Raw genomic sequence first — 25,764 nt, 5'->3', positions numbered from 1 at the left:
TCCGGTTTTAATAATCTGCGCCTGACGTCACATTATCAGGTAATAAAAAGGAATCTGCATAGGGGCCATCGGACCACCGGTTGTTTGCCCAGCTATTACCATTTGCTTTATAATTGGGAATCGCCTGGCTGGTGTTATGGTACACCGCATTGGTGTAGTCTTTATCACTTGCATCTGATGACCATTTCCAGCGATTGCCGGTAACCACCATATTTGTTACAGGCACTGCCAGGGGCGCATGCAAGGCAATCCCATACCCATGCAGGATGAAGTAATTGTTGTTTACAGTCACATGATCGTAGCCTGAATATCCATTCTGATCCCCATCTGAATACATGGCGATCATTCCCGAAAAGCCACCGCTTGCTGTATACGGCCCATTAAACTCAATGTGATTGCGGGAAAAATTCAGGTATGATTGTCCGCCCCAGGTTTGAATGGCGTCTATATGCTCTCCTGAGCCTGCTGCGGCGGGGTCTGGTGTTATCCAGCATTCAGTTACCGTAACATTGTCTGAGTAAACATTCTCCAGCCCCGTATGTGGAAAATAACAACGATGTACAATCGCAGCGGCGGGTTGATAGCCCCATCTGCGGCCAACGGTACTAAATTCGGCGAGTTCACAATACAACGCTGCTACGCCGCCGCCATTGCCAACTGGGTGGTTGGCATATATACTTCCTTTACAACCGCGTACTACCAGCCAGCCTGAGCTTACCGTGATCTTTGAACTTACATTGGCTCCCTGCAATACAACGGTCCCTGCCGGAAAAGTAAATCCATCAATGATCTCACCGCCTGCCCCTATCGTGCGTGCCAGGTTGCCCCAGCCACTCAGTGCGGTGCCATTAAATGTTCCGCCTGGAACAGTGGTGAGGGATGAGATGGAAATACCCGCCGGACCTACCAGGGCGGTGGTCAATTGGGAACCATGCGTAATGCTGCTGCCACCAGTATTCAATGTGGTAATACCTACTACGTTACTGGACGAAGAGCGATTGCCAGCCGCATCTGTTGCTTTTATATAAAAACTATAGGCAGTGCCCTGGTCTAAACCGGTAACAGAATAAGTAGTAGTGGTAACTGTGGTTAACAAGGTGCCATTGCGGTATACTTCATACCCGGTAACGCCTGCATCATCGGTGGCGGCTGTCCAGCCAAGCACCGCACTGTTGTTGGTGATGTTCGATGCCGTTAGGTTGCCCGGCGCTGTAGGGGCAATGGAATCGCTTTGCGTGGGAATAAATTCAATGTCGCGGTAGTAATTGGTGTTGCTATAACTGCTCGCAGGAAAGCTGCCTGATTTGTAATTATAAACGCCGTTATTACCAGCGATGCTGCTTAATGGGCCATTTACGATAGCTGCCCCCAACTCATTGGTGGTAGCGCCATACCGGGTCACTGCGTTAACTGAAATAACATACGTGGTATTTGCTGCAATGTGATAGGGCGTATCCAGCACAACAGTTTGCCAGCCAGTATCTGTTTCGTTGGTGAATGTCGCTGTCCTTAACAAAGTGCCCCCTGCAGACCATAAACGGCCCGTATGTGTACCCGTTTCACTGGCTACTTTAAAATACCTGAATGTGGTGATATCGCCGGAAGCCGTCGATTTAAATTTCATTCCCAATTCAACGGGGGTATCTGAATCAGTGGTGGTTGGCCGCTGCGTGGTAAGAACTGTATAGGACCCTGCGGCGGCCGAATTGCTTTTCTCATTGGAAACTGCATCAAGGTCCCGTTTGCAGCCGGATAGTAATAGTACGATGGTAAGGATAGGGAAAAGTGTGTTGCAGGCAACACTACTGCTTTTTTTCATAAAGTAAGGTTATTTTATGTGGGGCAAATCAACAATTGTACCTGTTCTATTCAATGTGGAGAAGATTTGCAATTGTAAGGGAAGGAATAATAATTGCTATTATGAAATAAAAAATACATGAATTCACGATTTCATCGCTTTTCTGCTGCTCAACTAAAAACTATCCTTATTCATGAGATGCGAGGATTGGCCCTGGCGCTTGAATATGGCTCTGCGATCAGCGATCTTCAGGAGATAAAAGATCAAATGAAGCTACTGGCAGATACCCTTTTTCAAAAAGAAAGTGAAGAATTTGGGATTGCGGAAATTCTTCCACAGGCCAAATAAAGTGCATGTGAAAATATAGTCATCAAGGCCGTTCTCCATATATTTCATTTGAACAGGATATGTTAACTTCGATCCTGCGAATGATCCTTTGGTTAGGCCGTATTGTTTCATTACAAGAACGGATAAATATGAATTTCCCCAAAAAGGTGTTACTTATAGATGATGACTATGAGGAGTACGATATTTTTACTGCTGCGTTGAATGAGTGTTGTAAAGGTGTTGAATTAGTGTACGAAAAAAACGCCAGTTCCGCACTCATCAGAATGGCAAAAGATACTGCCAGGACCGTACCTGATATGGTCGTCCTGGATTGGCGCATGCCACAGATAAGTGGCAGGGAGGTGCTGACCAGGCTTCGGAAACTTCCACAATACAGCAGCGTACCCATCATTATATTTACCGGTCTTCTTGACCCGACCCACCTGGAAGATGCAAAGCAGCTTGGGGCCACATTTTTCCTAGAAAAGCCCTTCGACATAACACACTTAATCCAGAAACTGACCTACCTTTTTTCGCTTGACTGGAAGCATATTGCAGCTGCGGGACAACAGATATAAAAACTTACTTTTGACGGAAATGGAAAAACAACTTGTTGATCAACTGAGCAATGCACCGTGGCGCTTTGTTGCAGGATCTGCGAATTGCTGCCCCGGTAGGTGTTTTGATAACTGGCCGCTATTATTGGATCTAATAATTCGGCTGGAAAAATATCCAGAGGTACATAGCGGTTACGGTTATCGGGGCTTGGGATCTTGATGCCGTTTACGAGTGTGGTGTTGTATCTTTTATCCATGCCTCTTATAATGGCATGCTGGCCATCGCCGGTATTGCTGCGTTCAATAGACACGCCTGAGATCCGCTGCATTACATTGGCAACAGAATGTTGTTGCAGGGCAATACAAATGAGTACAAGCCGTTAGGGATGTATGATATGTGCGTATGTGATACGCTGTCGGGTTGTGTATAAATGGAGGGTCCTATACCGTTATAGTGCTGGATTCAATAATTGAGATGTTAAAGAAAGAAACGATCCTGAAGGAAAGCTGAAATAGATAATTAAAACTGAAATCCCAAAGTTATCATTGGAAGCAGACTTACTTCTTTTGATGCCGTTAGCATCCCTGCCACTACGATCTTATTATAAGGCGCAATAAAGATACCACCGCCATAGCCGGTATGCCAGTTACTGGCTTTTTCCTTTTCTGCCCATACCCGTCCTGTATCATGAAATGTGAGCAGGCCACAGGCGCCTTTAAAAAGATAGATTCAGGATGACGAAGGCAATCAGAGAAATAATTATCGTTCGGGTGATTTCAATTCCGACTATCTGCGGGTTTTGTTCAACCTGGCGCATATTTCCGCCAATGAAGAGGTAAAGCCAATTTGCTCCTTGTTTTATTTTGTGTAGCCTGCAATGATCAACAACGGTGGCCTGGGTTTCCCATTCACTATTTTATACTGGAACAGGTTGGCGCGTTTAGTGGTTACTTCCTGTTGTAAATTTGTAGGAATGCTCGATGCTTTATCGTAGTAAATGACCTGTACAGAGATCTTTTGTGATGCTTTTTGGCTGGCATCGTTCAAGGCATACCTGATCTGTAACATTTTTTTGGCACCGTCTTTTGGGTTCTTACCAAAAAGACCATCAGCGACTGATCTTTTCAGGTTGATGATCCCGCTTTTTGTGCGTACGCGTAATTTCTGGTCGTTGGCGCGTTGACCGGGCGCATCATCATCGAATGTACATTTGTTATCGCCATTTCCATTGTTATCAGGATAATCGGTGTCGTTGCTGGTATTACAAACCGGAGCCGCAAACGGGTCGGCGTTGAAGATGGGCAACGCGAGGGTATCGTTCTGGTCCAGGATATATATACCATCCAGGTAGGTTAAGCCGCCTACGATCAGTTGGCTTACGCAGGTATCGGTGGTGCCTTTTTTTATGAATGCTATATTATACCGGATGCCGGTTTCGCTTTTGGAAAGATTGATCGCTCCCGTGTTCTGGTTCAATTGCAATCCTTCGGGCCAGCTTAAATACGTACCGGAAGTACCTTTGTTGTTTACAGGATCTAAGATGAAATCGGCGCCAAGTTTTGGTTTTATAAAAACAATGCTGTCGCCATAATTGGGTGCACTGGGACAGGTTGTTACATTTACTGGCGGATAGTTTATAGTATACGTTGAATCTGTGATCGATGAGTCTGTTGCATTGGTAGTATTATTCTGATTTTGCCCGGGAGCATCTTCAGCATGATCAACCTTGTTGCAGGCAACTATCACCAATACCAATATGCAATGCAACAAAGTAATACGGACGCTCAATATGCTTTTCATCATCTATGTTTCGGTTTAACAAGGGAAAATCTCATATGTACAAGCTTGGGTAGCAACGCAATTCTTATACCCGGGGTCGTTTTTAAATTTGGCTGAACCAAGAACTTTTGATAAGGTTATAAAATCATTGATTAATAGGATGTTTCGAAGTCTAAAGTAGCACGTTCGAAGTGTAGCAGTTAGTGTGGGGACAAAAATAGTTTATCTGATCATTTGAAACACATATTTATATTTTGTATTGAAAAGAGGCAGCCAATCAGGAATAAAATGTACCTGTAAAAAAAAGCGGCTCATTCCGTATTGGAAGGTGAGCCGCCTTAAAAACTATTATAATATTAGAAAAGAAAATTACTGTTTTAAAAACTGTTGGGTCTTTTGAGTAGTTTTTCCTTTCAGGATCAAATAATAACTACCGGCCGGCAGGCTTTGAACGCTCAACGAGAAGGTCGTATTGCCATTGAGGTTCCGGTTCTGCTGGAACATTATACGGCCATTTACATCGGCTATTTGCAGGGTAATGGCTTCGTGTGCGTCTATTTGTACGTACAATACGTTTGTGGCTGGATTGGGCGATACTTGCAGGGCCTGTACATTCCCTTGTCTTCTTAAAGGAATGATGCGGCTATAAGTAGCTGGGGCTTCCAGCTCCAGCATTTTCAGGCGGTAAAAACATTTACCATTGATCGGATGTGCATCAGTGAAAGCATAGTTGTTCAGCATGTTGTAACTGTTTTTTACCGCTACTGAACCAATGGTCTCAAACTGTTTGCCATCTGCGCTTCGTTCAATTTCAAAACCCCTCATGCTTTGTTCCCGGGTTGTTTGCCATTGCAGTAGTACCGAAGTATTGTTGTCAACGGCCTCGAATTGCAACAGGGTGAGGGGTAGTGTGCCTGATGGCGTGAGGTGCAAAATATAGGTGTCATCATTGTCAGCCGTAAGGTCCTGTGTTCCGGTGCCAGGATCGAAGTTAACGGTGCCGATAAACGTACCTAAAAGATAAACGTTGTCAGGAGCTGTCACTGCTAAACCAACTCCTGCATCATAGTCGGAGCCTCCAAAGTTGTTTGCCCAAACATAATCGCCGGTAGAAGTAAGTTTTAAAAGATAACCGTCGCCATTGCCATTATTATCCGTGAGGCTATGCACAGTGGCGCTTGGGTCCACATCAATGGTGCCGGAAAAATAACCGGCTGTATATACATCGCCGGCAGCGTCTACTTTAATTGCATAGGGGTAACCAGTATCATTTTCGTCCAGTTTTATAGCCCACACATAATTACCGGAAGCATCGAGTTTTGAAATGTAAATGTCTTCAGCGTTAGTAGCTGCAGACAAAGGTTGGGTGCCGGTATTATCCGGATCAAAGTCTACGGTGCCCTTGAAAGAGCCTGTGGAATAAACCGCGCCGAAAGCGTCTACGGCTATGTCTATGGGAGACATCCTGCTATTAATGCCACCGAGCTTTTTTGCCCATACATAATTGCCTGATCCATCCAGTTTCAGGATATAACAATCAATAGTGCCAGTACGTGTCAGGATGTCCGTTCCCGGACCGGGGTTAAAATCGGCATCTGAGGTAAATTCACCGGTTGTATATACGTTTCCTGTTGCATCTACTGTAATACCCATTCCTTCATTACCAGGCGTGTTGGTACTCGTTATACTTTGGGCCCATACATAGTTGCCTGATGCATCTATTTTAAAAATAAAAATATCCTGAGCAGTTGCAGTTAGCTTTTGTTCGCCTATGCCAGGGTCAAAATCAACGGTACCGGTAAAGCGACCGGTTGCGTGCACATTACCCGCCGCATCTACGGCCATGTCATTGGGCAGGGCGTTCATATTGCCGGTCATGCCTTTTACCCATACAAAATTGCCGGAAGCATCCAGTTTTAAAACGTAGATGTTGTACATGTTTACGGCAGTGCTTAGGGTACTGTTAGTAGAACCAGGATCAAAATTTACGGTGCCGGTAAAATCTCCGATCACATATACATTGCCTGAGGCATCCAGCCCAAGGCCTGTAGCCTCTTCCGTATCGGCGCCGCCTATGGTTTTTACCCATAGCAGGTCACCGGCAGCATTGCGTTTGGTAATAAAAATATCACTGCTGCCTCCTGTCGAAATAAATTGGGCCGTGCCTGAACCCGGATCGAAATCTGCATCGGTGACAAAAGATCCCGCCTGGTATACATTGCCCGTTGCATCTACGGCTATGTTTCCCGGAACCAATTGCCCTGTGCTGGTTGCACGTTTTACCCAGTCGAATTTTACCTGAGCGTTACAGATAGTAATAGTACTTAGTGAAAATAACAGTAATGAGAACTTTTTCATGGGAAAGGATCAAAGTAATTTAGGTGTTTAAATAATGATTGGTGTCAATGAATTTTATGGAACGCGTACTAACGTCAATGCACGACATTTATTGCAACTTATAATATGTAATGTATTAATTGTTAAAAAAACGTCCCGATGAAAGGGACAGCCCGGTAAGCGTGTAAACAAAAAAATAAGGTCTTCCGCGTTATCGGGAAGACCTTTGTATCTATCTCCTGTGACCCTGATGGATAGGTTAATCTAATGACGGCATCATATGGGTACTTACACCTATCCGGTTCCATGCATTGATGGTGATGATGGCCATTATTACCTGCGCCAGTTTTTCTTCACCCAGTTGCTCCAGTGCGTTGTTATATGTTTGGTCAGCTACCCCGTGTACCGAAATATGGGTTATCTCTTCGGCCAGCGCCAATACTGCGCGCTCTGTCTCGTTGTAAAATGGCGTTTCGCGCCAGGCGTTCAATCCATAAATGCGTTGTTCTGTTTCGCCATGCTTTCTCGCATCTTTTGTATGCAGATCGATACAGTAGGCGCAACCATTTATTTGGGATACCCTTATTTTTATCAATTCGTGGAGGATAGGTTCAATTTTACTTTGGCTTAAATACTTTTCCAGACCAAACATAGCTTCATATGCCTTGGGCTGTAATGCCTGAATAACTATTCGCTTGCTCATGTTTTAAAATTTTACACAAAGCTATCAGTGGCCGGGGGCAAAAATCTTAAACTGCTTTAAGAAAAGCGAAGCCTGGTCCCTTTAACTTTGTTTTATGAAATTAAGACTGACCTCCTTCGCACAATTATTTGCCCGTATTGCTTTAGGACTTGGCTTTCTGTTACCAGTATTTGACCGGTTAGGATTTTTGGGCGCACCTGGTTCAGCCAAGGTAGCCTGGGGCGATTGGTCGCATTTTGTCGCATACACCCACCAGTTAATGCCCTTTACCAATATTAACACGGCTAATATCTTTGGACTGCTGGCTACCATTGCAGAATGTGTGCTGGGGGTATGCCTTATTGTTGGTTATAAAGTAAAGTGGATGGGGTTGGGCGCGGCCATTATCACCCTCACCTTTGCCGTGTTTATGATCCTTTCCCTGGGTATCAGCGCGCCATTCAACTATCCGGTATTTGTATTTACGGGGGCCGGGTTGCTTTTATACACCCACCAAAACTTCCGCTGGAGTATCGATGCCTTGCTTCATAATAGGAAAGAATTTTAACTTTTCAGGGCCAGTATATCACTGTCTAAATATTTTTCCAGTATATGTTTATACTGTAAATAGCCGTCGTAGTTTAAATGTGTTCCATCTGTGGTAAGGGTGTTATTCATGTGGTGTTCCACCTCAAATGCCTTGAACATATCGATGAATACAGTTCTATTGTGCCTGCAAAAGCTTTTTAATGCTCCATTTAAATGAACGATCGCGGGCATGAGGTATTTATTGGGACCATTAGTGGGGAGAATGGATTCAATATAGATCAGGGTAACCGGGGAGTTATACTTTATTGTATCTATGATGGCTTTAAGATTTGTCAGGATTTGATTTTGCGGTATTTTCTGGGCCAGATCATTGAGACCGATCTCAATAAAGATCTGTTCAGGTTGTGACCTGGCTACCGCCCCAATTCTATCCAGTACATGCCTGGTTTGGTTATTGGCAATCCCCCTGTTTTTTAATCTTATGGAACCAAACATCTCATTCAGCGGAAAACGTTCAGTTATACTGTTGCCTATGAAAACAACATCTCCTTTATGGATTGATAAATGTTGAAGAAGAGTGTTCTTTTCATCATTAAGATGGTTGGCATATTCCAAAGTCCCCTTGCTGTGATGCCTTCGTTTTCCAAAAATGAACAGCACCAGGACCAGGTTAATTATTACCGAGATAAAGAGCATCTTTTTCATATACCGAGTCTGATTTAATGTTCAAATTCTCAGCCTAGGGTAACCAGGTGTTTACGAATTAATTTAACAAGGATATGCTGCCTAAAGAGGCCGTTAGTCAAGATTGTGAAGTATGTATATGGGTATTTAGAACAGACGAAGGGATTCAGGATGAAGCGTTAGGTGCTGCCTTTATTTTCAGCAATTTAATTCATTTTAAACAATTTACCGCCACTTAAAAGCAAAATAGCTGCATGGTTTGTCTGCGGTATTGGTAATACCGTGCATCTTTCCACTTTCCATGATATACAGATCGCCAGGGCCACCGGTATAGGTTTTACCATCGATGACCATGGAGGTATTACCCTCAGTAATTAAAATGATCTCTGTTTCCACATGTTGGTGTGGGGCATGGCTAGGGCCGGCATGGTCTAATTGAGTAACATGCATTTCATAGTATTCGCACATAGCAGTTGCCCGGTCAAAGTATTTGCGTGTGCCGCCTTTTTCTGTCTTTTTAAATGGTAAGGAATCTATATTCAGGATCAATTCACCCCCGGCTTTTTGGCTTCGTTCCAGGTCCATTGGCTTTTTTGAGCGAAAAACACAGGCATAATAAGTAAGCGGTCCATTTCCTACATTCTCAAAGGTTTGTAGTTCCTGTGGGGGGATCAATACCACGCTGCCGGCTCCTATGGTTTTTGTTTGATTGCCCACCGTGCATTTCATGGTGCCTTCCTTTACAATGATCAATTCTTCCCGGTCTTTTTGCGCATGGGCTGGCTTGGGCAAGGCGCCTTTTTCCTGGGTGGTTGCATGTATTTCAAAGTATTCGAATTCGGGGGTAGTGCCTGCTGTGATCTTTCGGCTTTCGCGCTGGTCACCTTTTGTAACGGGGAGGTCGTTCCAGTGATAAACGCCCGATTGTACGGGGTGTAATTGGGTAAATGCGCTCAGTGCAATAAAATGAAACAGGCAGGCAAGGATGATTTTCATATCGTAAGGTTGTTGGTTGGTCCCTTTCCCAATGTTACGGAAATTTTGGTATTTATTGTCACAAAACCCGCCGGAAACTGTCTTATTACTCCTGATCACACTCATAGTCATTTATGATCAAGCTCATACCGGTGTTTGAGGCACAACATTTATCAGGGCCCGGCAATGCCCTAATCTTGCATTGTAATTCAAACCGTGTTCCTTTAAAAACAATGTATGCAACTCTTACATCTCATCCCGTTGCTTTGTTTTTTTTCAACCTGGCATACTGGTGATACCAGTGTGCACCGGACCGAAATCAAATGGGTGATACAAAAGACCAGCAGGTTGAACATTGCAGGACATACTAACGTTAACAATTTTGCCTGTGGAGTAGATCAATACACCCGGACAGATACGATCACGTTTATGTACGACCCTACCTCTTCCTGCATAAAATTAAGAGGGGCGCTGCTGATCGATATCAACCTGATCGATTGCCGCAACAAACCCATGACCTGTGAACTCAAAAGGACATTAAAACAACCGCAGTACCCTTTTTTGAAAATAGCGTTCCTAACCCTTGAAAAAATTGCTGGCCAGATGGGGAATGACAATATGAAGGGTTGTGTAAACATTGAAATGGCAGGCGTTTGTAAGCGATTTGAAATAAATTATGCGGCCCTGGTCAAAAACGAGGCTTGTATGGAGCTGATCGGTTGTCAAACATTCCGGTTTTCTGACTTTGGTTTGGAGCCGCCCAGGAAAATGGGTGGTATCATCCGGGTAAAAAATGAGCTCGATGTACAGTTCCATCTTTATATACAACAAATAAAATCATAATAGTAACACATGCATACTGAAAAATTTATAGCAGCGGAAGAAGCGTTAAAAGTGGTTAAATCGGGCGACCGGGTTTTTATTCATGGCAGTGCAGCCACCCCGGTGGTGCTGGTGAAAGCACTTCAAAACAGACATCGCGAATTGCGCGATGTGGAGCTGGTAAGCATAACCCTGATGGGTGATCTGGACTTTGATAATCCTGCCTATAAGAGCAGTTTCTTTTGTAACTCCCTGTTTGTTTCTGCAACTACGCGGGCTATTGCCAATAGTGCAGACGGGGACTATGTACCCGTGTTTTTAAGCGAAATACCAAAGTTGTTCAAAACAGGCATCCTGCCTATAGATGTAGCATTGATACAGGTATCACCACCTGATAGTCATGGTTATTGTTCCCTGGGCACGTCGGTTGATATTGCCCGGGCGGCCGTTGATACGGCCAAACATGTGATCGCACAGGTGAATCCTAAAATGCCCCGTACCCATGGCAATGGATTTATTCATGTCAACAGCATTCACTCCCTGGTATGGCAGGAGTCGGAATTGCCGGAAACAGATTACTCACTGAAGACAAATGCCGTGGTGGAAAAGATCGGCGGTCATGTGGCCTCACTGATCGACGATGGCGCCACTTTACAGGTGGGTATTGGCAGCATTCCTGACCAGGTACTCCGGAATCTGAATAATCATAAAAACCTGGGGTTGCATACTGAAATGTTATCAGATGGGGTGGTTCCATTGATCGAAAAAGGGATCATCAATAACAGTCGTAAAAAACTGAATACCGGGCGTTCCGTTACCGGATTTATGGTTGGTACCCGCCGATTGTACGATTTTGTAAACGACAATGCGAGTATCAGGGTAATGGAAATGACCTATGTGAACGATACCAGTATTATCAGGCAAAACCCCGCTGTAGTGGCCATTAACAGCGCGCTGGAGATTGATTATACGGGCCAGGTATGCGCCGATTCAATTGGTACGTATCAATACTCGGGAATAGGCGGACAAATGGATTTCATTCGTGGCGCTTCGCTGTCAGAAGGTGGTAAGCCCATTATTGCTTTGCCCTCCACCACTTCAAAGGGATTGTCGCGGATAGTGCCATTTTTAAAAGAAGGCGCCGGCGTAGTCACCACTAGAGGGCATGTACATTGGGTGGTCACTGAATATGGTATGGTTGATCTGTTTGGCAAGAACCTGAAACAAAGAGCGCAGGCTCTTATTAATATCGCCCATCCTGATCATCGCGAAGCACTTGAAAAAGCCTTTCATGCCCGGTTTAAAGTGCATAGCCGCGCAGCGTTTGTTGGGTAATGTTACTTGACTGAGATCAATAAATCATCTCTTTGATAAACAATAAATAAAAAACCACCCCGATTATATCGGGATGGTTTGAGTATTATTATAATGCCTTTATAATTTTTTCTGTTTAAAATCTTCAGGGATGCCTGCTTTTTTTATAAACTCTTTGGCTTCTTCTGCTTTCCTTAAAACCATAGGATCATTACTGTAATCCCTTAATTCTTTAACAATAGTAACTTTGAGTGGTTTATATTTCTTAAATTTTGTTGTTAGCATAGACAACTTTATTTTACATATTAAAGATACCATATTTATTTTATTCTGACCATAAATGCATCATAATTCCTACATTTCTCAATAGGTTGCCAATCACCATTTTATATCCCACTCCTTAATGCTTCCATCATACGAAGCGCTGATGATCTTATTGTCGCTTATCTGTTCAATGGCTTGGACAAAGTTCTGGTGTTCGAGTGCTGTCAGTAAGTTTCCGTTAAAATCCCAGAGTTTTACTTTGTTGTCTTCACCGCCTGTTGCAATAATGTTGTTGGTTATAAGTTTTATAGTCCTGATGATGCCGTTATGCGCGTTGAAGGTGGTGAGCATTTGCTGCTGATAATTTTCGTTCAATGTTCGTATAGAGATCTCACCATGCAGGTTGCCGCTGATCAATTGTTGGGTTGGGGCATGAAAGGCAAGGCTGATAATGGGGGTGTACTCAGTAAACGTAGTCAATAACTGACCGGTTTCTATATTCCAGATTTTGATGGTATGATCTTCAGAGGCTGATGCTATGGTTTTCTTATCCAGTTTTATCACCTGCCAAATCCAGTTGGTATGACCATTGAGTGTTTGTAAAACAGACCCATTTAGATCAATGATCTGGATGGTGTTATCGCCACCACCCGATGCAAAAGAATGATCGGTTAACCGGCATAACGATAATACAATGGCAGTGTGCGCTTTTATCTTCTTTATTGCTTTGAAGTGCTGCCAAACAATAATATGCTGGTCCCTCGATCCTGAAATAAAAGTGTCTTTATTTATTTTCTCAAGACTTAAGATGGAGTTTTGGTGTTCTTTGAGCGACAATTTTTCTTCTCCGGTAATAGTCCAGGCCTTGATGCTTGTATCCCTGCCACCGCTTAAAATAGTGTTGTCATCAAACTTTAATAGCGACCATATATAACCTAAATGTCCTGAAAAATGTTCCTTTTGAAAAGGCAGTGTTGTTCTGGTATATAAGATATCGCTTCTAAGTACATATTTTTCACCTTCCGTCAATACTTCTCCCTCGTGCCATACATTGTGATCAAAAACGATCAGGTCTCCCTGTTTTGGAATATAGGAAGCCCAGATCTCGCTGGTGTCTTTTGTTTTGAAGAACAACGTCCTGCCGCCTTTGAATTCCGTAGCACTATTCAGGTAGATCATGAACGTGAGTTTGGATTGAACTGTTTCACTGCGGTAATGAACGCCATCGAGATGGCGATGGAAATACTGATTGGCAGCATACTTGCAGAATCTAAGTCGGGTATTTAATTCTTTTAACTCCCAAATGCCATTTTCGGATTGTATAGAATTATTTATCTCAATGCTTGTTGGTAAATAAGACTTTACTTTTTGGAAAAGTTTGTCTGCCAGCGTTTCATCATCTATTACAAACCGGTCATTATTTCTGTAATAAGTAGGATAATTTGAGCTTGCTTTTTGAAATGAGTTTTTGATAGCGGGGGTTAATAAGGTTTCACATTCTGATTGCGAGAAAAGCGAAGGGATCACAAAACAGGTGAAAGTGGAGTCGGGGAGTACATGTTGTACGGACAGACCTGTAGCCATAAAATAGAATTTAGTTAGTTCATTTCATATGGCTTTATAAATCTAATTACTGTCTGTTAGTTTTGATATAGATTTTAAGAGCAGTAATACGAATTTCCATTTGAATGGTAAAAAGGCGATGATGACCGGTATTGATCAAAATCACCTGGCCGGTTAACATACATCAGATAACCGCTCTGGGTGCCGGGTGTATTTTTGAACAAATTACTCCCCGTGCTAATAGATCAGGCTTTATTGCAAAAATACAATCAACCCACACCCCGTTATACAAGCTACCCTACGGTGCCCTTCTGGCAGGAAGGGATCGATAGCGGTCGATGGTCATCAGCTGTTCAACAGCAGTTTTCCACTTGTAATAATGGCGAAGGGATCAGTTTATATCTTCACCTGCCTTTTTGTGAATCGCTTTGTACCTACTGCGGCTGTAACAAAAAGATCACTACCAACCATAAAGTAGAAGAAGTTTACCTGGAAGCCATTTTGAAGGAATGGCGTTTGTACCGTGAGATGATGCCGGCACCACCCGTGATCCGGGAACTGCACCTCGGCGGAGGTACCCCCACGTTCTTTTCTCCTGATAATTTAGACCGGCTGGTGTCGGCTATCCTAAAAGATTCTATTATACATGATGACTATGCCTTCAGTATTGAAGGCCATCCTAATAACACCACGCGGCAACACCTGGATGCCCTGTATCAGTTAGGTTTTCGCCGCATCAGTTACGGCGTGCAGGACCTCAACGCTGAAGTACAACGTATCATAAACCGCATACAGCCCTTTGAAAATGTACAGCAGGCTACGGAAGACGCCCGCGCCGCCGGTTTTACCGCGGTGAATTTTGATCTTATTTATGGGCTTCCCCGCCAGCATGGCGACCGCCTGGCACATACCATCATGCAATCGTTGAGTTTGCAGCCCGATCGGATCGCTTTTTACAGCTATGCGCATACACCCAGGGTGATCGATGCGCAACGATTGATCGATGAAAACGACCTCCCGTCGGCGGCTGAAAAGTTATCGCTTTACCTCTTGGGAAAAGAACTGATCTCGGCACAGGGATATGCCAATATTGGCATGGACCATTTTGCGCTGCCGAATGATGAATTGTATAAAGCCTGGCAAAAGCAGGCATTGCACCGGAACTTTATGGGCTATACCACGCAAAAAAGCGGTATGCTTCTGGGACTCGGTGTTTCAGCTATCAGTGATACCAGCACGGCCTTTGCCCAGAATGAAAAGACCTTGGGGGGATATTACAAGGCGATTCATTCGGGCAAGCTGGCCGTTCATAAAGGGTATTTCCTGAGTAAAGAAGATGAACTGTTCCGCCGTCACATCCTGGATATCGCCTGCCAGGGCCGTACACAGTTCAATACGTCCGATGGCAGGGAACTGGAACAATGGAGCCTACCTTTATTAAAAGACCTGCAAGACGACGGACTGGTTAACCTGAGTGCTGATTATGTGGAGGTTACAACCATTGGCAGGAATTTTATCAGAAACATCTGTAAGGCTTTTGACCTGCACCTGTTACGCCGCGATGCCGCCAGTCCGCAACAGACTTTCAGCAAGGCCATTTAATAGGTTGTTGAGCTTTATCAGCCCGGTCAATAATCAGCATCATGGTTTACGGGTTCGCCGGCCAATATCTTTGTAAGAGAAACTGGTAATTGATATTTAATAACCCGAAAAAAATTGCATATGCGTTTATCGATTTATGGAGAGCGGCTGATCACTGATGTGCAACATCAATTTGCCAGTGGTTATCCCTTTCTGAAGCTTGAATTCTTTAAGAGTATAGATTCCCGGCAAAAGCTATACCCCCGGCAAAAACAATTACCGGATGCCCTTCAATTAAAGGATGCCTGGACCGGAAAAAAAGGAGAGGGGGAATTGTTTATTGATGACGTAATGACGGTGTCGGCCCTGGAGAGTACTTTTTTAGATAAATTCGGTTTGGCGGCACAGGTATTTCGCCGCTCAGGAAATATCTGGCTTACAACGTCCATTACCAATGGCTGGACGTTGAAGCAGCAGAATGATCATGGCCGCGAGATCACTATCAGTATAAGACCCGACAGCACCCCGGCCGCTGATTAAAACAACAAATTACGCAGCTTGTCGGGCTGCTCAATTTTAATCTTACCGGCTTTGATCTCAATTAGTTTCTCCGATTTAAAATCGCTTAATGTGCGAATGAGCGACTCTGTAGCAGTACCTACATATTGTGCAATATCTTCCCGGGAAATATCGATGTTTTGCGGGGCCTGATTTGTTGTATTGAATTTCTGATGAATATCGATCAGGGCTTTCGCTACTCGTTTACGCAGAGACCCATATGCCAGCCGCATTAACCTCTCTTCTTTTTCTTTTACCTCTTTCGAGATCAGTTTTATGAATTTGGAAGCAATGTTCATGTCGTTGTATACGGCCTGTAAAAAATGGTCCTTGGGGATAGTGGTCACTTCCGCATCTTCCAGTACTTCGGCGGTATCGTCGTAATTGGTGTCTTCCAGCAAGGCTACGTGGCCAATATAATCACCGGTGCTGTACAGGTTGGTTATGTATTCTTTTCCATCTTCATGCACTTTGAAGGTCTTTATTTTGCCGCTTTTAACATAATACAGGTACTTGGGGCGTTTGCCTTCTTTGTACAGGTTCATTTTTTTGTTCAATCGCTCACTGTCGTATTGATCAGGATCGAGGGGCAGCATGCCCGAACCTTTCAGCTCTTTTATTAATTCATTGGCGCCTTTATCCCCCGCAGGATATTGCGTTTTGATGATGTCGAGTTTCTTTAACCTTACTTCAATGGCATTCAGCAGTTCTATATCGTCAAAAGGTTTACTGATATAATCATCGGCACCCATTTCCATACCTTTTCTGAAATCCTTGCGTTCGGCTTTTGCTGTCAGAAAAATAAAGGGAATGTGTTCCGTGTCAGGATTCTTTTTGAGCAGGTGTAAAACGCCATAACCGTCCAGCTCGGGCATCATAATATCGCAGATGATCAGGTCGGGTTTTTCCTTTATGGCTTTTTCCACGCCCTGTTTGCCGTGTTCGGCGCCAAATGCGTTATAGCCGGCGAGGCTTAAGATCTCTACTATGTTTTCCCTGATCTGGGTGTGGTCGTCGATAACTAAAATCGTTTTCATTCACTATCAGTATTATAGGTCGATAAAAATACAAATACGTGGAATAAAAGAACTGATAAAAGTCAGTTTTTTTCTTGATTCCCATCATTTACCTCCAAAATCGCAATAGCTAATTTAGTACTAAAATTTGTAGTATGCGAACGGCCGTTACCGGAAAGCAAACAGCATGTTACCATTGCGGAGAGAATTGTCAGGAAGGAAAGATAACCTCAGATGGGAAATATTTTTGTTGCGAAGGATGTAAAATGGTATACCAACTGTTGAACCAAAACGGTCTTTGCGAATATTACGACCTCAATGGCCAACCCGGCGCCAGTCAACGGATCACCGTACGAAAAGATAAATTCTCCTTCCTCGAAGTGGAGGATATTCAACGGCAGCTGATCTCCTTTAAGGATGACAAGCAAACCAATATAACATTTTACCTGCCGCAAATTCACTGCAGTTCCTGTTTGTACCTGCTGGAGAATTTACACAAACTGCATGCTGGCGTCATCAGCGGCGTGGTAAACTTTACCCGCAAGGAAGTAGCCATTGTTTTTGATCATAATAAGATCTCCTTACGAAAAGTGGCAGAACTGTTAACCAGTATCGGATACGAACCTTATATCAGTTTGAATAACCTTGGTCTGAAAAAAACGCCGCTTGACCGGCAAATGATCTACCGGTTAGGGATAGCAGGGTTTTGTTTTGCCAATATTATGCTGACCAGTTTTCCCGAATACCTGGGACTGGAAGGGGCGGAAAGATCGCTTCAGGGAATTTTCCGCACCTTGAATTTTATCCTGGCATTACCGGTGTTTTTCTACAGTGCATTTCCTTTTTTCAGTTCCGGCTGGAAAGCATTAAAACATAAACACCTTAATATAGATGCACCCATTGCGCTGGCCATTCTTATCACCTATAGCCGAAGTGTATATGAAGTTTTAAGCGGAACGGGGGGCGGTTATTTTGACTCCATGTCGGGCATTGTATTCTTTATGTTGGTGGGCAGGGTTTTCCAGGATAAGACCTACCAGCAGCTGTCGTTTGAACGTGATTTCACTTCTTATTTCCCCGTGGCAGTTTCAGTATTGAAGGATGACAAAGAAATTCCTACTGCACTGCCAGATATAAAAGTGGGCGACACCCTGGTCATTCATAATGAAGAACTGATCCCCGCCGATGGCATTCTTACCCGCGGAAAGGGTTTTATTGATTATAGTTTTGTTACCGGGGAGTCGGTACCCGTTACCAAAGAAATGGGCGAGATCGTATACGCTGGTGGCAAACAAACAGGCAGCGTTATGGAAATACTCGTGGTAAAAGAAGTAGCGCAGAGTTACCTGGCCAAACTTTGGTCAGACAATGATCTGAAAAAAAGAGAAGAGAAGAATGGTTCCTTTGTGCAACTGCTTAGCCGCTGGTTCACCTTTATCGTATTTGGTATTGCTACCATAGCAGCCGTTTACTGGTCTGTTTTCGACAGTAGTAAAGTGTGGAATGCCATTACCGCGGTCTTAATTGTGGCCTGCCCCTGCGCTTTATTGCTTTCCAATACGTTTACCAATGGCGTTATCCTGCGCATTTTGGGCCGTAATAAATTCTATTTACGCAATGCCCAGGTTATTGAAGAAATGGCAAAAATAGACCATATCGTTTTCGATAAGACCGGTACCCTTGCTGCGGCCCACGACCAGGAAATAGCATACTTTGGAAAGCCATTAAGCAACCGGCAATTGTTGCAGATAGCCACACTGGCTGCGAACAGCAACCACCCGTTGAGTAAAGCACTCGTAAATCATATTGGCAGAAAAGGAAAAATGCCGGTTAACAATTTTATTGAAATTACCGGTATGGGCATCGAAGGGCAGGTGGGCGATCATTTTATAAAACTGGGCGCTTACACGTATGTAACAGGTAAGGCTGATCAACCGGAAGGAACAGCGGTATACGTTTGTTATGATCAGGCCTTACAGGGCTGTTTCCAGTTCAGTAACCAGTTCAGGGAATCGGTACCGGAATTGGTAAAAAGCCTGAAGCCAAAATACGGGCTGTCGGTTTTGTCGGGCGATAATGAAGGCGGTAAGACCAAACTGGAGCGGTTATTGGGCTATGACAGCGTTATACTTTTTAATCAAAGACCTGAGGATAAATTACATTATATACAATCTTTGCAAATACATGGCAAAAAAGTAATGATGGTAGGGGATGGGTTGAACGATGCCGGTGCGTTAATACAGAGCAATGTTGGTATTGCCGTAACGGAAGATTGTAATAATTTTACACCAGCCAGCGATGCTATTATTGATGCTGGCCAGTTATCAAGGATCCCCGTTTTTATAAGACTTTGCAAAGTCAATAAACGGATTGTTTTAGTGAGTTTTATTTTATCCATTGCCTACAATATAATCGGAATCTCCTTCTCCGTTCAGGGCGATCTGTCGCCGCTTATTGCAGCTATACTCATGCCTGCAAGTTCGCTAAGTATTTTGCTGGTCACTTTTGGCAGTGGAAATATTGCTGCCCGTCTATTGAAATGTTGAAGCATTTCTTCCGTACAACATGATCAAAATCAGTTTTTGTTTTGAGGCTTGTCATTCAATAGATAGGCCCCCGGGAATAGTTTTGTGCAAGATAATTACAACATTATGAGTGCCATAGTGATACTTCTTATAGCAAGTATATCAGTGTCGGCTATTTTCCTGGCTGCTTTTATCTGGAGTGTACGCTCCGGTCAATATGATGATGATTTTTCACCACCCCAACGCATTTTGTTCGATAATCAGACAAACACGCCATTGAGCGACAACAACAGTAAACAGAAAGCTGAATTATAAAAATTCAAACCAGTAGTTCCTTATGCAAGTTGAAAAGTTTTATTACGACAACAAGATTGTTAAATGGTTTGCGATGGCAACGGCCATCTGGGGCATAGTAGGCATGCTGGCCGGTTTGTATGCTGCTATTCAATTGTACGCCCCCGGTACAGCCTTTAGCTTTGCACCCACCACATTTGGCCGTGTACGCCCGGTACATACCAATGCCGTCATTTTTGCTTTTGTTGGTAACTGTATTTTTACCGGTGTTTATTACTCCCTGCAACGTCTTTGTAAAGCGCGCATGTACAGCGATAAGTTAAGTAAGCTGCACTTCTGGGGCTGGCAGGGGATTATTGTAGTGGCTGCGGTGACCTTGTTGCTGGGATATACCACCGGAAAGGAATATGCTGAACTGGAATGGCCAGTTGATATTGCCATTACCCTGGTTTGGATAATCTTTGGTATCAACATGTTTGGCACCATTATAAAAAGAAGGGAGCGTCACCTGTATGTGGCTATCTGGTTTTATATCGCCACCTGGGTTACGGTAGCGTTGTTGCATATTGTGAATTCTGTTGAGATACCTGTTTCCTTTTTTAAAAGCTACAGCTGGTATGCTGGTGTGCAGGATGCACTGGTGCAATGGTGGTATGGGCACAATGCGGTAGCTTTTTTTCTTACTACTCCCATTCTTGGCCTGATGTATTATTTTCTGCCGAAAGCAGCCAACAGACCTGTGTATTCTTATCGGCTTTCTATCATTCACTTCTGGGCTTTGATCTTCCTTTATATCTGGGCTGGTCCACACCACTTATTATATACCGCTTTACCCGATTGGGCACAGTCGCTCGGTACCGTTTTTTCCATTATGCTGTTGTTGCCTAGCTGGGGCGGGATGCTCAATGGCTTGTTTACCTTGCGGGGTGCCTGGGATAAAGTAAGGGAAGACCCTGTGTTGAAATTCTTTGTGGTTGCCATTACCTGTTATGGTATGGCCACTTTTGAAGGTCCCTTACTGTCATTGAAAAGTGTAAATGCGATCTCACACTTTACCGACTGGACCATCGCCCACGTGCATATCGGCGGTTTGGGCTGGAATGGTTTTATGGCCTTTGGTATGTTGTACTGGCTGGTGCCACGGATGTGGGGCACATCGCTGTATTCAAAGAAATTAGCTACCAATCACTTCTGGCTGGGTACTATCGGTATCGTGATCTATGCAGTACCGCTATACTGGGCTGGTTTTGCGCAGGCGCAAATGTGGAAAACCTTTACCGAAGAAGGACAGTTGAAATTCCAGTTCCTGGAAACCGTGACCCATATTGTTCCCATGTATATTACCCGTAGCATCGGGGGGACTTTGTACCTCATTGGCGCCTTACTGATGGTGTATAACCTGTTAAAGACCGCCGCTAAAGGGTATTTTATCGCTGATGAAATTTGTGAAGCAGCGCCTTTACACAAAGAGACCAGCCACGCCCGGGAACACTGGCATCGCTGGATAGAGAAAAAGCCCATGACCCTGTTGGTATTCAGTCTGATCGTAGTGGCTATTGGCGGCGCTATTGAAATGGTACCCACCTTCCTGGTAAAAGAAAATGTGCCCACCATTGCCAGCGTAAAACCCTATACGCCGCTGGAATTGCAGGGCCGGGATATTTATGTACGGGAAGGTTGTTATACCTGTCACTCACAAATGATCCGTCCGTTCCGCGATGAAGTGGCCCGTTATGGTGAATATTCCAAAGCCGGTGAATTTGTATATGACCATCCCTTCCAGTGGGGGTCAAAAAGAACGGGACCCGATCTGGCACGTGAGGGTGGTAAATACCCCGACAGCTGGCATTACAACCACATGATGGACCCCCGGATCATGTCGCCTGGCTCTATTATGCCATCGTACAGCTGGTTGCTGGATAATAAAATTGATACGGCTTCCACTCCGGCCAAGATCCGCGCCATGCAAACCATGGGGGTACCTTACCCGGCAGGCTACGACAAACAGGCAAACGCAGACCTGATGACACAGGCCAACAGTATCAGGCTGAGTTTAAAAATGGATAAAATTGAAACGCCCAAAGATGTAGAGATCGTAGCGGTGATCGCTTATCTGCAACGTCTGGGAAAAGATATAAAGGCAATGCCTAAAGAGCAAACTGCTAAAAACTAATTATATGAAGTTTATACACTATTTAGAAAAGATAACCGGTGTAAGCATTTACCCACTGACCTCCTTTGTACTATTCGGTCTTTTCTTTCTGGTAATGTTGATCTGGGTATTGAAGAGCGATAAGAAATTGATCCATGATATCAGCCGTATTCCTTTAGACTAACCTCCTTAAAACTTGTATAACATGCGTAAAGCAGTTGCTGCATTGACCGTCCTCTTATTCACTGCGCCATTTGTAATGGCGAAAGGTGGTGGTCATGCCCCTATAGAATCCTCCCTTTATAATCCGTTTATCGTAACCCTGATAATCATAATGATCATCCTGTTGCTGGCTATTGGATTACTGGCCCATGTGTTGTTGGGTGCCGCCAGTTATTATTACCAGCGGCAAAAGGAAACTGCTCAAAAAAGCGCCAGCAGTACTACGCTGAAGGCGCTTTCGATCATAGCGCTGCTGTTTGTAGCAGCGCCCTCTTTTGCCCAGGACGGAGACGCCACTGTTGCAGCGGTACAAACTACCAGCTCTTATGGCGGACTGTCTGCCACTACCTTTTATTTTATGACGGGGGTAATTGCGGTAGAAATACTGGTGCTTTTTGTACTGCTGTACCAGTTGCGCGTTTTCCTGGCAAAAGGAAAGAAACAAGCCGAAGAAGCTGCCGGGGTCATCGCATACAAACCAAAACCTGCTATCAGTTTTTGGAATAAGATGAATAGTTTTCAGCCACTTGAAAGGGAATCACAGATCGATACGGGACACGATTATGATGGCATCCGGGAACTGGATAACCGGTTACCACCGTGGTGGTTGTATGGGTTTTATATCTCTATTATTGCTGCCGGTATTTATCTCTGGCGTTACCATGTATCCCATTCCGGACCCTCAAGTATTGAAGAATATCAGATAGCTATGAATGAGGCTGAAGTACAAAAAGCGGCTTACCTGAAAAATTCAGCCAATAACGTTGATGAAAACACCGTAAAGGTATTAACAGCAGCGGCAGATATTGAAGGCGGACAAAAAGTATTTGCACAAAACTGTGCTGCCTGTCATGGTAAGGCGGGGGAAGGGGTTGTAGGACCGAACTTAACGGATGATTACTGGTTACACGGTGGCAGCATTAAAGATGTCTTCAAAACTATCAAGTACGGCTGGCCCGATAAGGGGATGCGCAGCTGGAAAGACGATCTGTCGCCCGTGCAAATAGCGCAGGTAGCCAGTTATATTAAATCCATACACGGTACCAACCCGCCCAATGCAAAACCACAGCAAGGCGATCTGTACAAAGAAGAAGAAGGCAATAAAACCGACTCAGTTAGCAATAAAGCGACTGAAGTCACTAAAAAATAAATTGTGGGATCTGACTCTAAAATATCACCCGCTGTAAGTGAAGAAAAGGAATCTTTTCGCGACCGAATTGCCACGGTTGATGCCAGTGGTAAACGGAAATGGGTATATGCGCAAAAACCAAAAGGTAAATTATATTCCTGGCGCAGCTGGATCAGCGGGGGATTCTTTTTATTGTTCTTTGCGTTACCATTCATATACGTCCGTGGGCGCCCTTTATTCCTTTTTGATGTAACAGAAGCGCATTTTATCATCTTTGGTAAGGTGTTCTGGCCGCAGGACTTTTTCATCTTTGGTCTGGCTATGGTCACGTTTATTGTGTTCATAGTATTGTTTACCGCCGCCTTTGGTCGTTTATTTTGCGGCTGGGTTTGTCCGCAGACCATTTTCATGGAAATGTTCTTTCGCAAAATTGAATATGCTATCGAAGGCAACGCGGCCGAACAACGGTTACTGGCGCAGGCCCCCTGGACGGGCACGAAGATCTTTAAGAAAACCAGTAAACACCTGGTGTTTTATTTAATGTCGTTCATCATTGCCAACTTTTTTCTGGCATATGTTATCGGCATTAAAGAGTTGGGAAAAATAATTACCGAACCGGTTTCGCAGCATGTTGGCGGCCTGTTCTCCATCATGATCTTTTCCGGTGTTTTTTATGGTGTATATGCCTTCTTTCGAGAACAGGTGTGTACGGTTATTTGCCCATATGGCCGGTTACAGGGGGTACTAATGGACCGCAACTCGATGATCGTTGCCTATGATCATAAACGCGGTGAGCCAAGAGGAAAATTCAATAAGAAGGTTGAGCGTGACCTGGGCGATTGCATCGATTGTAACCAATGTGTAAAGGTTTGTCCTACCGGCATAGATATTCGTAATGGCAACCAAATGGAGTGCGTAGGTTGTACTGCCTGTATCGATGCGTGCAATGCCATCATGGATAAGATCAATAAGCCATTGGGGCTTATTCGGTATGCGTCGGAGAATGGCATTGAGAACCGAGAACCATTGCGGTTCACCGGCCGTATGAAATTGTATTCCGTTTTGCTGACCGGTTTGCTGGGGGTGTTGTGTGTGTTATTATATACCCGGAAAGAAATAGATGCTACAGTAATGCGCACGCCCGGGATGTTGTACCAGCAACGGGGCGCCGACAGCGTATCGAACCTGTACAACATTAAGGTGGCTAATAAGACCATTTACAAAGTACCCCTGCAGCTGAAACTGGAAGGCATTGACGGGACCATAGAAATTATTGGGGAACACCATGCTATTGCTGTAAAGGAAGAAGGACAGGGGGATGGTACTTTCTTTGTGGTGCTGCCTGCAAGCAGCATTCATTCCCGGAAACAACCTATTAGCATAGCCTTGTACAATGGCAATGAGAAAGTTGATGTGATAAAAACAAATTTCCTTGGTCCGGTTAGTAATTGATTACTATAAAACAATTTAATATGACACTGAATTGGGGACATAAGCTGATAGGGGTATTCCTGATCTTTGTAGGTAGCATGTCGTACCTGGTATACCGTTGTATGAATACAAATTACGACCTTGTTTCAAAGGATTATTATAAGGAGGAATTGTCGTACCAGCAGGTAATTGATGGTGAAAGCCGGGCAAACCAGTTAGGGAAAAAGTTAAGTATTACACAAACAGGAGAGACCGTTGTACTGCAATTGCCCAATGAAATGAAAAATACTGCGGTAAAAGGTACTGTGTGGTTTTATTATGCGCCTAATGCAGCCCGGGATAGAAAGATAGAATTGGCGGTAAATGCCGCTGGCGAACAATCGATCAATAGTAATTTCTTCCAGCCTGGCAAATATATCGTAAAGGTGAAATGGGAGAGCAGCGGGAAGCAATATTATGCCGAGGAATACTTAACCATACAATAAGTAAATATGTGGTCGATAGTTATAGCGGGTTTGTTGTTGGGGCTTGTAAGCAGCCTGCATTGCATAGGCATGTGCGGGCCGCTGATGATGGCCCTGCCCGTATCTCATATGACCAAAAGAAAACAGGTACTGGCCATCTTTTTATATAATACAGGACGGATAGTTACCTATTCGCTGATAGGGGTTTTGCTGGGACTGGCCGGACGTAGAATTTACCTGGCCGGTTTTCAGCGATGGTTCTCTATTACCCTGGGAGTTATAATATTGCTGGCGGTTATCCATTTTTATTTTAAACACACTGCCATTCAACCCCAATGGCTGCAATGGGTATATGCACAGGTGCGGCAGTTGATGTTCCGTTTTTTACAGTCAAAAAGAATGAGCGGTTACCTGTTCCTGGGTATTGCTAACGGGTTATTGCCCTGTGGCATGGTGTACCTGGCAGTAGCAGGAGCTTTAACGGCTACCTCTGTGGGGGGCAGTGTATTGTTTATGTTTGTATTTGGCGCCGGCACATTGCCTGCTATGTTGCTGTTAGGCGTATTTGGGATGCGGATCACTTTGCCGGTACGGCAGCAACTAAAAACGGCCATCCCTTTTATGATGGCCGCTATGGCGATAATATTGATCTTACGCGGGCTTAACCTGGGTATCCCATTCATCAGTCCGGTTATTGCCGATGTACCCGGGAATGTGATCTCCTGTCATTGACAGCTTCG

General features: G+C 44.2%; 25 protein-coding genes. 15 read left to right on the top strand and 10 right to left on the bottom strand.

Annotated elements, in window-relative coordinates; all coding sequences use genetic code 11:
• Positions 1–7: 7 nt before the first annotated feature.
• Positions 8–1,819 (bottom strand): DUF4082 domain-containing protein, encoded by a 1,812-nt coding sequence (locus tag J7I42_RS16690; RefSeq protein WP_209139979.1) that lies wholly within the window; start codon positions 1,817–1,819, stop codon positions 8–10.
• Positions 1,820–1,936: 117 nt separating this feature from the next.
• On the opposite strand from J7I42_RS16690, the gene J7I42_RS16685 reads away from it, so the two are divergent.
• Together J7I42_RS16685 and J7I42_RS16680 are read left to right on the top strand one after the other, a co-directional pair.
• Entirely contained in the window at positions 1,937–2,146 is a 210-nt protein-coding gene (locus J7I42_RS16685) for a hypothetical protein (protein ID WP_209139978.1), read from the top strand.
• Positions 2,147–2,274: 128 nt separating this feature from the next.
• Positions 2,275–2,703, top strand: a complete 429-nt coding sequence (locus J7I42_RS16680; RefSeq protein ID WP_209139977.1) for a response regulator — start codon at positions 2,275–2,277, stop codon at positions 2,701–2,703.
• Here the strand turns inward: J7I42_RS16680 and J7I42_RS16675 are convergent.
• The 4 genes from J7I42_RS16675 to J7I42_RS16660 all read right to left on the bottom strand — a co-directional run bounded on the left by J7I42_RS16675 (position 2,649) and on the right by J7I42_RS16660 (position 7,502).
• Complete coding sequence (locus tag J7I42_RS16675; protein ID WP_262898142.1) at positions 2,649–3,038, bottom strand: TonB-dependent receptor plug domain-containing protein; 390 nt, start codon at positions 3,036–3,038, stop codon at positions 2,649–2,651. The two genes, J7I42_RS16680 and J7I42_RS16675, sit on opposite strands and share 55 nt — an antisense overlap.
• Before the next feature lie 503 nt (positions 3,039–3,541).
• Positions 3,542–4,486: a hypothetical protein gene (locus tag J7I42_RS16670; protein ID WP_209139975.1), complete on the bottom strand. Its 945-nt coding sequence runs from the start codon at positions 4,484–4,486 to the stop codon at positions 3,542–3,544.
• A gap of 345 nt (positions 4,487–4,831) precedes the next feature.
• Complete coding sequence (locus J7I42_RS16665) at positions 4,832–6,820, bottom strand: T9SS type A sorting domain-containing protein (RefSeq protein WP_209139974.1); 1,989 nt, start codon at positions 6,818–6,820, stop codon at positions 4,832–4,834.
• 238 nt (positions 6,821–7,058) lie between these two features.
• Complete coding sequence (locus J7I42_RS16660) at positions 7,059–7,502, bottom strand: carboxymuconolactone decarboxylase family protein (RefSeq protein WP_209139973.1); 444 nt, start codon at positions 7,500–7,502, stop codon at positions 7,059–7,061.
• A gap of 94 nt (positions 7,503–7,596) precedes the next feature.
• On the opposite strand from J7I42_RS16660, the gene J7I42_RS16655 reads away from it, so the two are divergent.
• Entirely contained in the window at positions 7,597–8,049 is a 453-nt protein-coding gene (locus J7I42_RS16655; RefSeq protein ID WP_209139972.1) for a DoxX family membrane protein, read from the top strand.
• On the opposite strand, the gene J7I42_RS16650 is transcribed toward J7I42_RS16655, so the two are convergent.
• Positions 8,046–8,735: a GDSL-type esterase/lipase family protein gene (locus J7I42_RS16650; RefSeq protein WP_209139971.1), complete on the bottom strand. Its 690-nt coding sequence runs from the start codon at positions 8,733–8,735 to the stop codon at positions 8,046–8,048. The genes J7I42_RS16655 and J7I42_RS16650 overlap by 4 nt on opposite strands.
• 204 nt (positions 8,736–8,939) lie before the next feature.
• Positions 8,940–9,710, bottom strand: coding sequence for a cupin domain-containing protein (locus J7I42_RS16645; RefSeq protein WP_209139970.1), 771 nt, complete (start codon positions 9,708–9,710; stop codon positions 8,940–8,942).
• A gap of 216 nt (positions 9,711–9,926) precedes the next feature.
• Here J7I42_RS16645 and J7I42_RS16640 point away from each other — a divergent pair, with 216 nt between their 5' ends.
• Together J7I42_RS16640 and J7I42_RS16635 are read left to right on the top strand one after the other, a co-directional pair.
• Positions 9,927–10,532, top strand: a complete 606-nt coding sequence (locus tag J7I42_RS16640; RefSeq protein ID WP_209139969.1) for a hypothetical protein — start codon at positions 9,927–9,929, stop codon at positions 10,530–10,532.
• Positions 10,533–10,541: 9 nt separating this feature from the next.
• Positions 10,542–11,846 carry an acetyl-CoA hydrolase/transferase family protein gene (locus tag J7I42_RS16635; RefSeq protein ID WP_209139968.1) on the top strand — a complete coding sequence of 435 codons (1,305 nt, stop codon included), beginning with the start codon at positions 10,542–10,544 and terminating at the stop codon, positions 11,844–11,846.
• A 99-nt stretch (positions 11,847–11,945) separates the two neighbouring features.
• Here J7I42_RS16635 and J7I42_RS16630 read toward each other — a convergent pair whose 3' ends face one another.
• Both J7I42_RS16630 and J7I42_RS16625 read right to left on the bottom strand, forming a co-directional pair.
• Complete coding sequence (locus J7I42_RS16630) at positions 11,946–12,110, bottom strand: hypothetical protein (protein ID WP_209139967.1); 165 nt, start codon at positions 12,108–12,110, stop codon at positions 11,946–11,948.
• A 93-nt stretch (positions 12,111–12,203) separates the two neighbouring features.
• Complete coding sequence (locus J7I42_RS16625) at positions 12,204–13,673, bottom strand: 2OG-Fe(II) oxygenase (RefSeq protein WP_209139966.1); 1,470 nt, start codon at positions 13,671–13,673, stop codon at positions 12,204–12,206.
• Between the two features lie 213 nt (positions 13,674–13,886).
• On the opposite strand from J7I42_RS16625, the gene hemN reads away from it, so the two are divergent.
• Entirely contained in the window at positions 13,887–15,254 is a 1,368-nt protein-coding gene (hemN, locus tag J7I42_RS16620; protein ID WP_209139965.1) for an oxygen-independent coproporphyrinogen III oxidase, read from the top strand.
• A 120-nt stretch (positions 15,255–15,374) separates the two neighbouring features.
• Positions 15,375–15,773 (top strand): hypothetical protein, encoded by a 399-nt coding sequence (locus J7I42_RS16615; protein ID WP_209139964.1) that lies wholly within the window; start codon positions 15,375–15,377, stop codon positions 15,771–15,773.
• Here the strand turns inward: J7I42_RS16615 and J7I42_RS16610 are convergent.
• Complete coding sequence (locus J7I42_RS16610) at positions 15,770–16,828, bottom strand: response regulator (protein WP_209139963.1); 1,059 nt, start codon at positions 16,826–16,828, stop codon at positions 15,770–15,772. The genes J7I42_RS16615 and J7I42_RS16610 overlap by 4 nt on opposite strands.
• A gap of 134 nt (positions 16,829–16,962) precedes the next feature.
• Between J7I42_RS16610 and J7I42_RS16605 the strand changes: the two genes are divergently transcribed.
• The 8 genes from J7I42_RS16605 to J7I42_RS16570 all read left to right on the top strand — a co-directional run bounded on the left by J7I42_RS16605 (position 16,963) and on the right by J7I42_RS16570 (position 25,756).
• On the top strand, positions 16,963–19,353 hold the full coding sequence (locus J7I42_RS16605; protein ID WP_209139962.1) for a heavy metal translocating P-type ATPase: 2,391 nt from the start codon (positions 16,963–16,965) through the stop codon (positions 19,351–19,353).
• 105 nt (positions 19,354–19,458) lie between these two features.
• Positions 19,459–19,647, top strand: coding sequence for a cbb3-type cytochrome oxidase assembly protein CcoS (gene ccoS / locus J7I42_RS16600; RefSeq protein WP_209139961.1), 189 nt, complete (start codon positions 19,459–19,461; stop codon positions 19,645–19,647).
• 22 nt (positions 19,648–19,669) lie between these two features.
• Positions 19,670–21,799: a cytochrome-c oxidase, cbb3-type subunit I gene (gene ccoN / locus J7I42_RS16595; RefSeq protein WP_209139960.1), complete on the top strand. Its 2,130-nt coding sequence runs from the start codon at positions 19,670–19,672 to the stop codon at positions 21,797–21,799.
• Positions 21,800–21,803: 4 nt separating this feature from the next.
• Complete coding sequence (locus J7I42_RS16590; protein ID WP_209139959.1) at positions 21,804–21,962, top strand: hypothetical protein; 159 nt, start codon at positions 21,804–21,806, stop codon at positions 21,960–21,962.
• A gap of 21 nt (positions 21,963–21,983) precedes the next feature.
• Positions 21,984–23,150: a cbb3-type cytochrome c oxidase N-terminal domain-containing protein gene (locus tag J7I42_RS16585; protein WP_209139958.1), complete on the top strand. Its 1,167-nt coding sequence runs from the start codon at positions 21,984–21,986 to the stop codon at positions 23,148–23,150.
• Between the two features lie 3 nt (positions 23,151–23,153).
• Complete coding sequence (gene ccoG / locus J7I42_RS16580; RefSeq protein ID WP_209139957.1) at positions 23,154–24,581, top strand: cytochrome c oxidase accessory protein CcoG; 1,428 nt, start codon at positions 23,154–23,156, stop codon at positions 24,579–24,581.
• Between the two features lie 20 nt (positions 24,582–24,601).
• On the top strand, positions 24,602–25,045 hold the full coding sequence (locus tag J7I42_RS16575) for a FixH family protein (protein WP_209139956.1): 444 nt from the start codon (positions 24,602–24,604) through the stop codon (positions 25,043–25,045).
• 6 nt (positions 25,046–25,051) lie between these two features.
• Positions 25,052–25,756, top strand: coding sequence for a sulfite exporter TauE/SafE family protein (locus J7I42_RS16570; protein WP_209139955.1), 705 nt, complete (start codon positions 25,052–25,054; stop codon positions 25,754–25,756).
• Positions 25,757–25,764: the final 8 nt, after the last annotated feature.

It is taken from the genome of Niastella soli, from assembly GCF_017742245.1.
GTDB classification, from domain to species: Bacteria; Bacteroidota; Bacteroidia; order Chitinophagales; family Chitinophagaceae; genus Niastella; species Niastella soli.
This window is presented reverse-complemented; position numbering and strand designations above follow the sequence as displayed.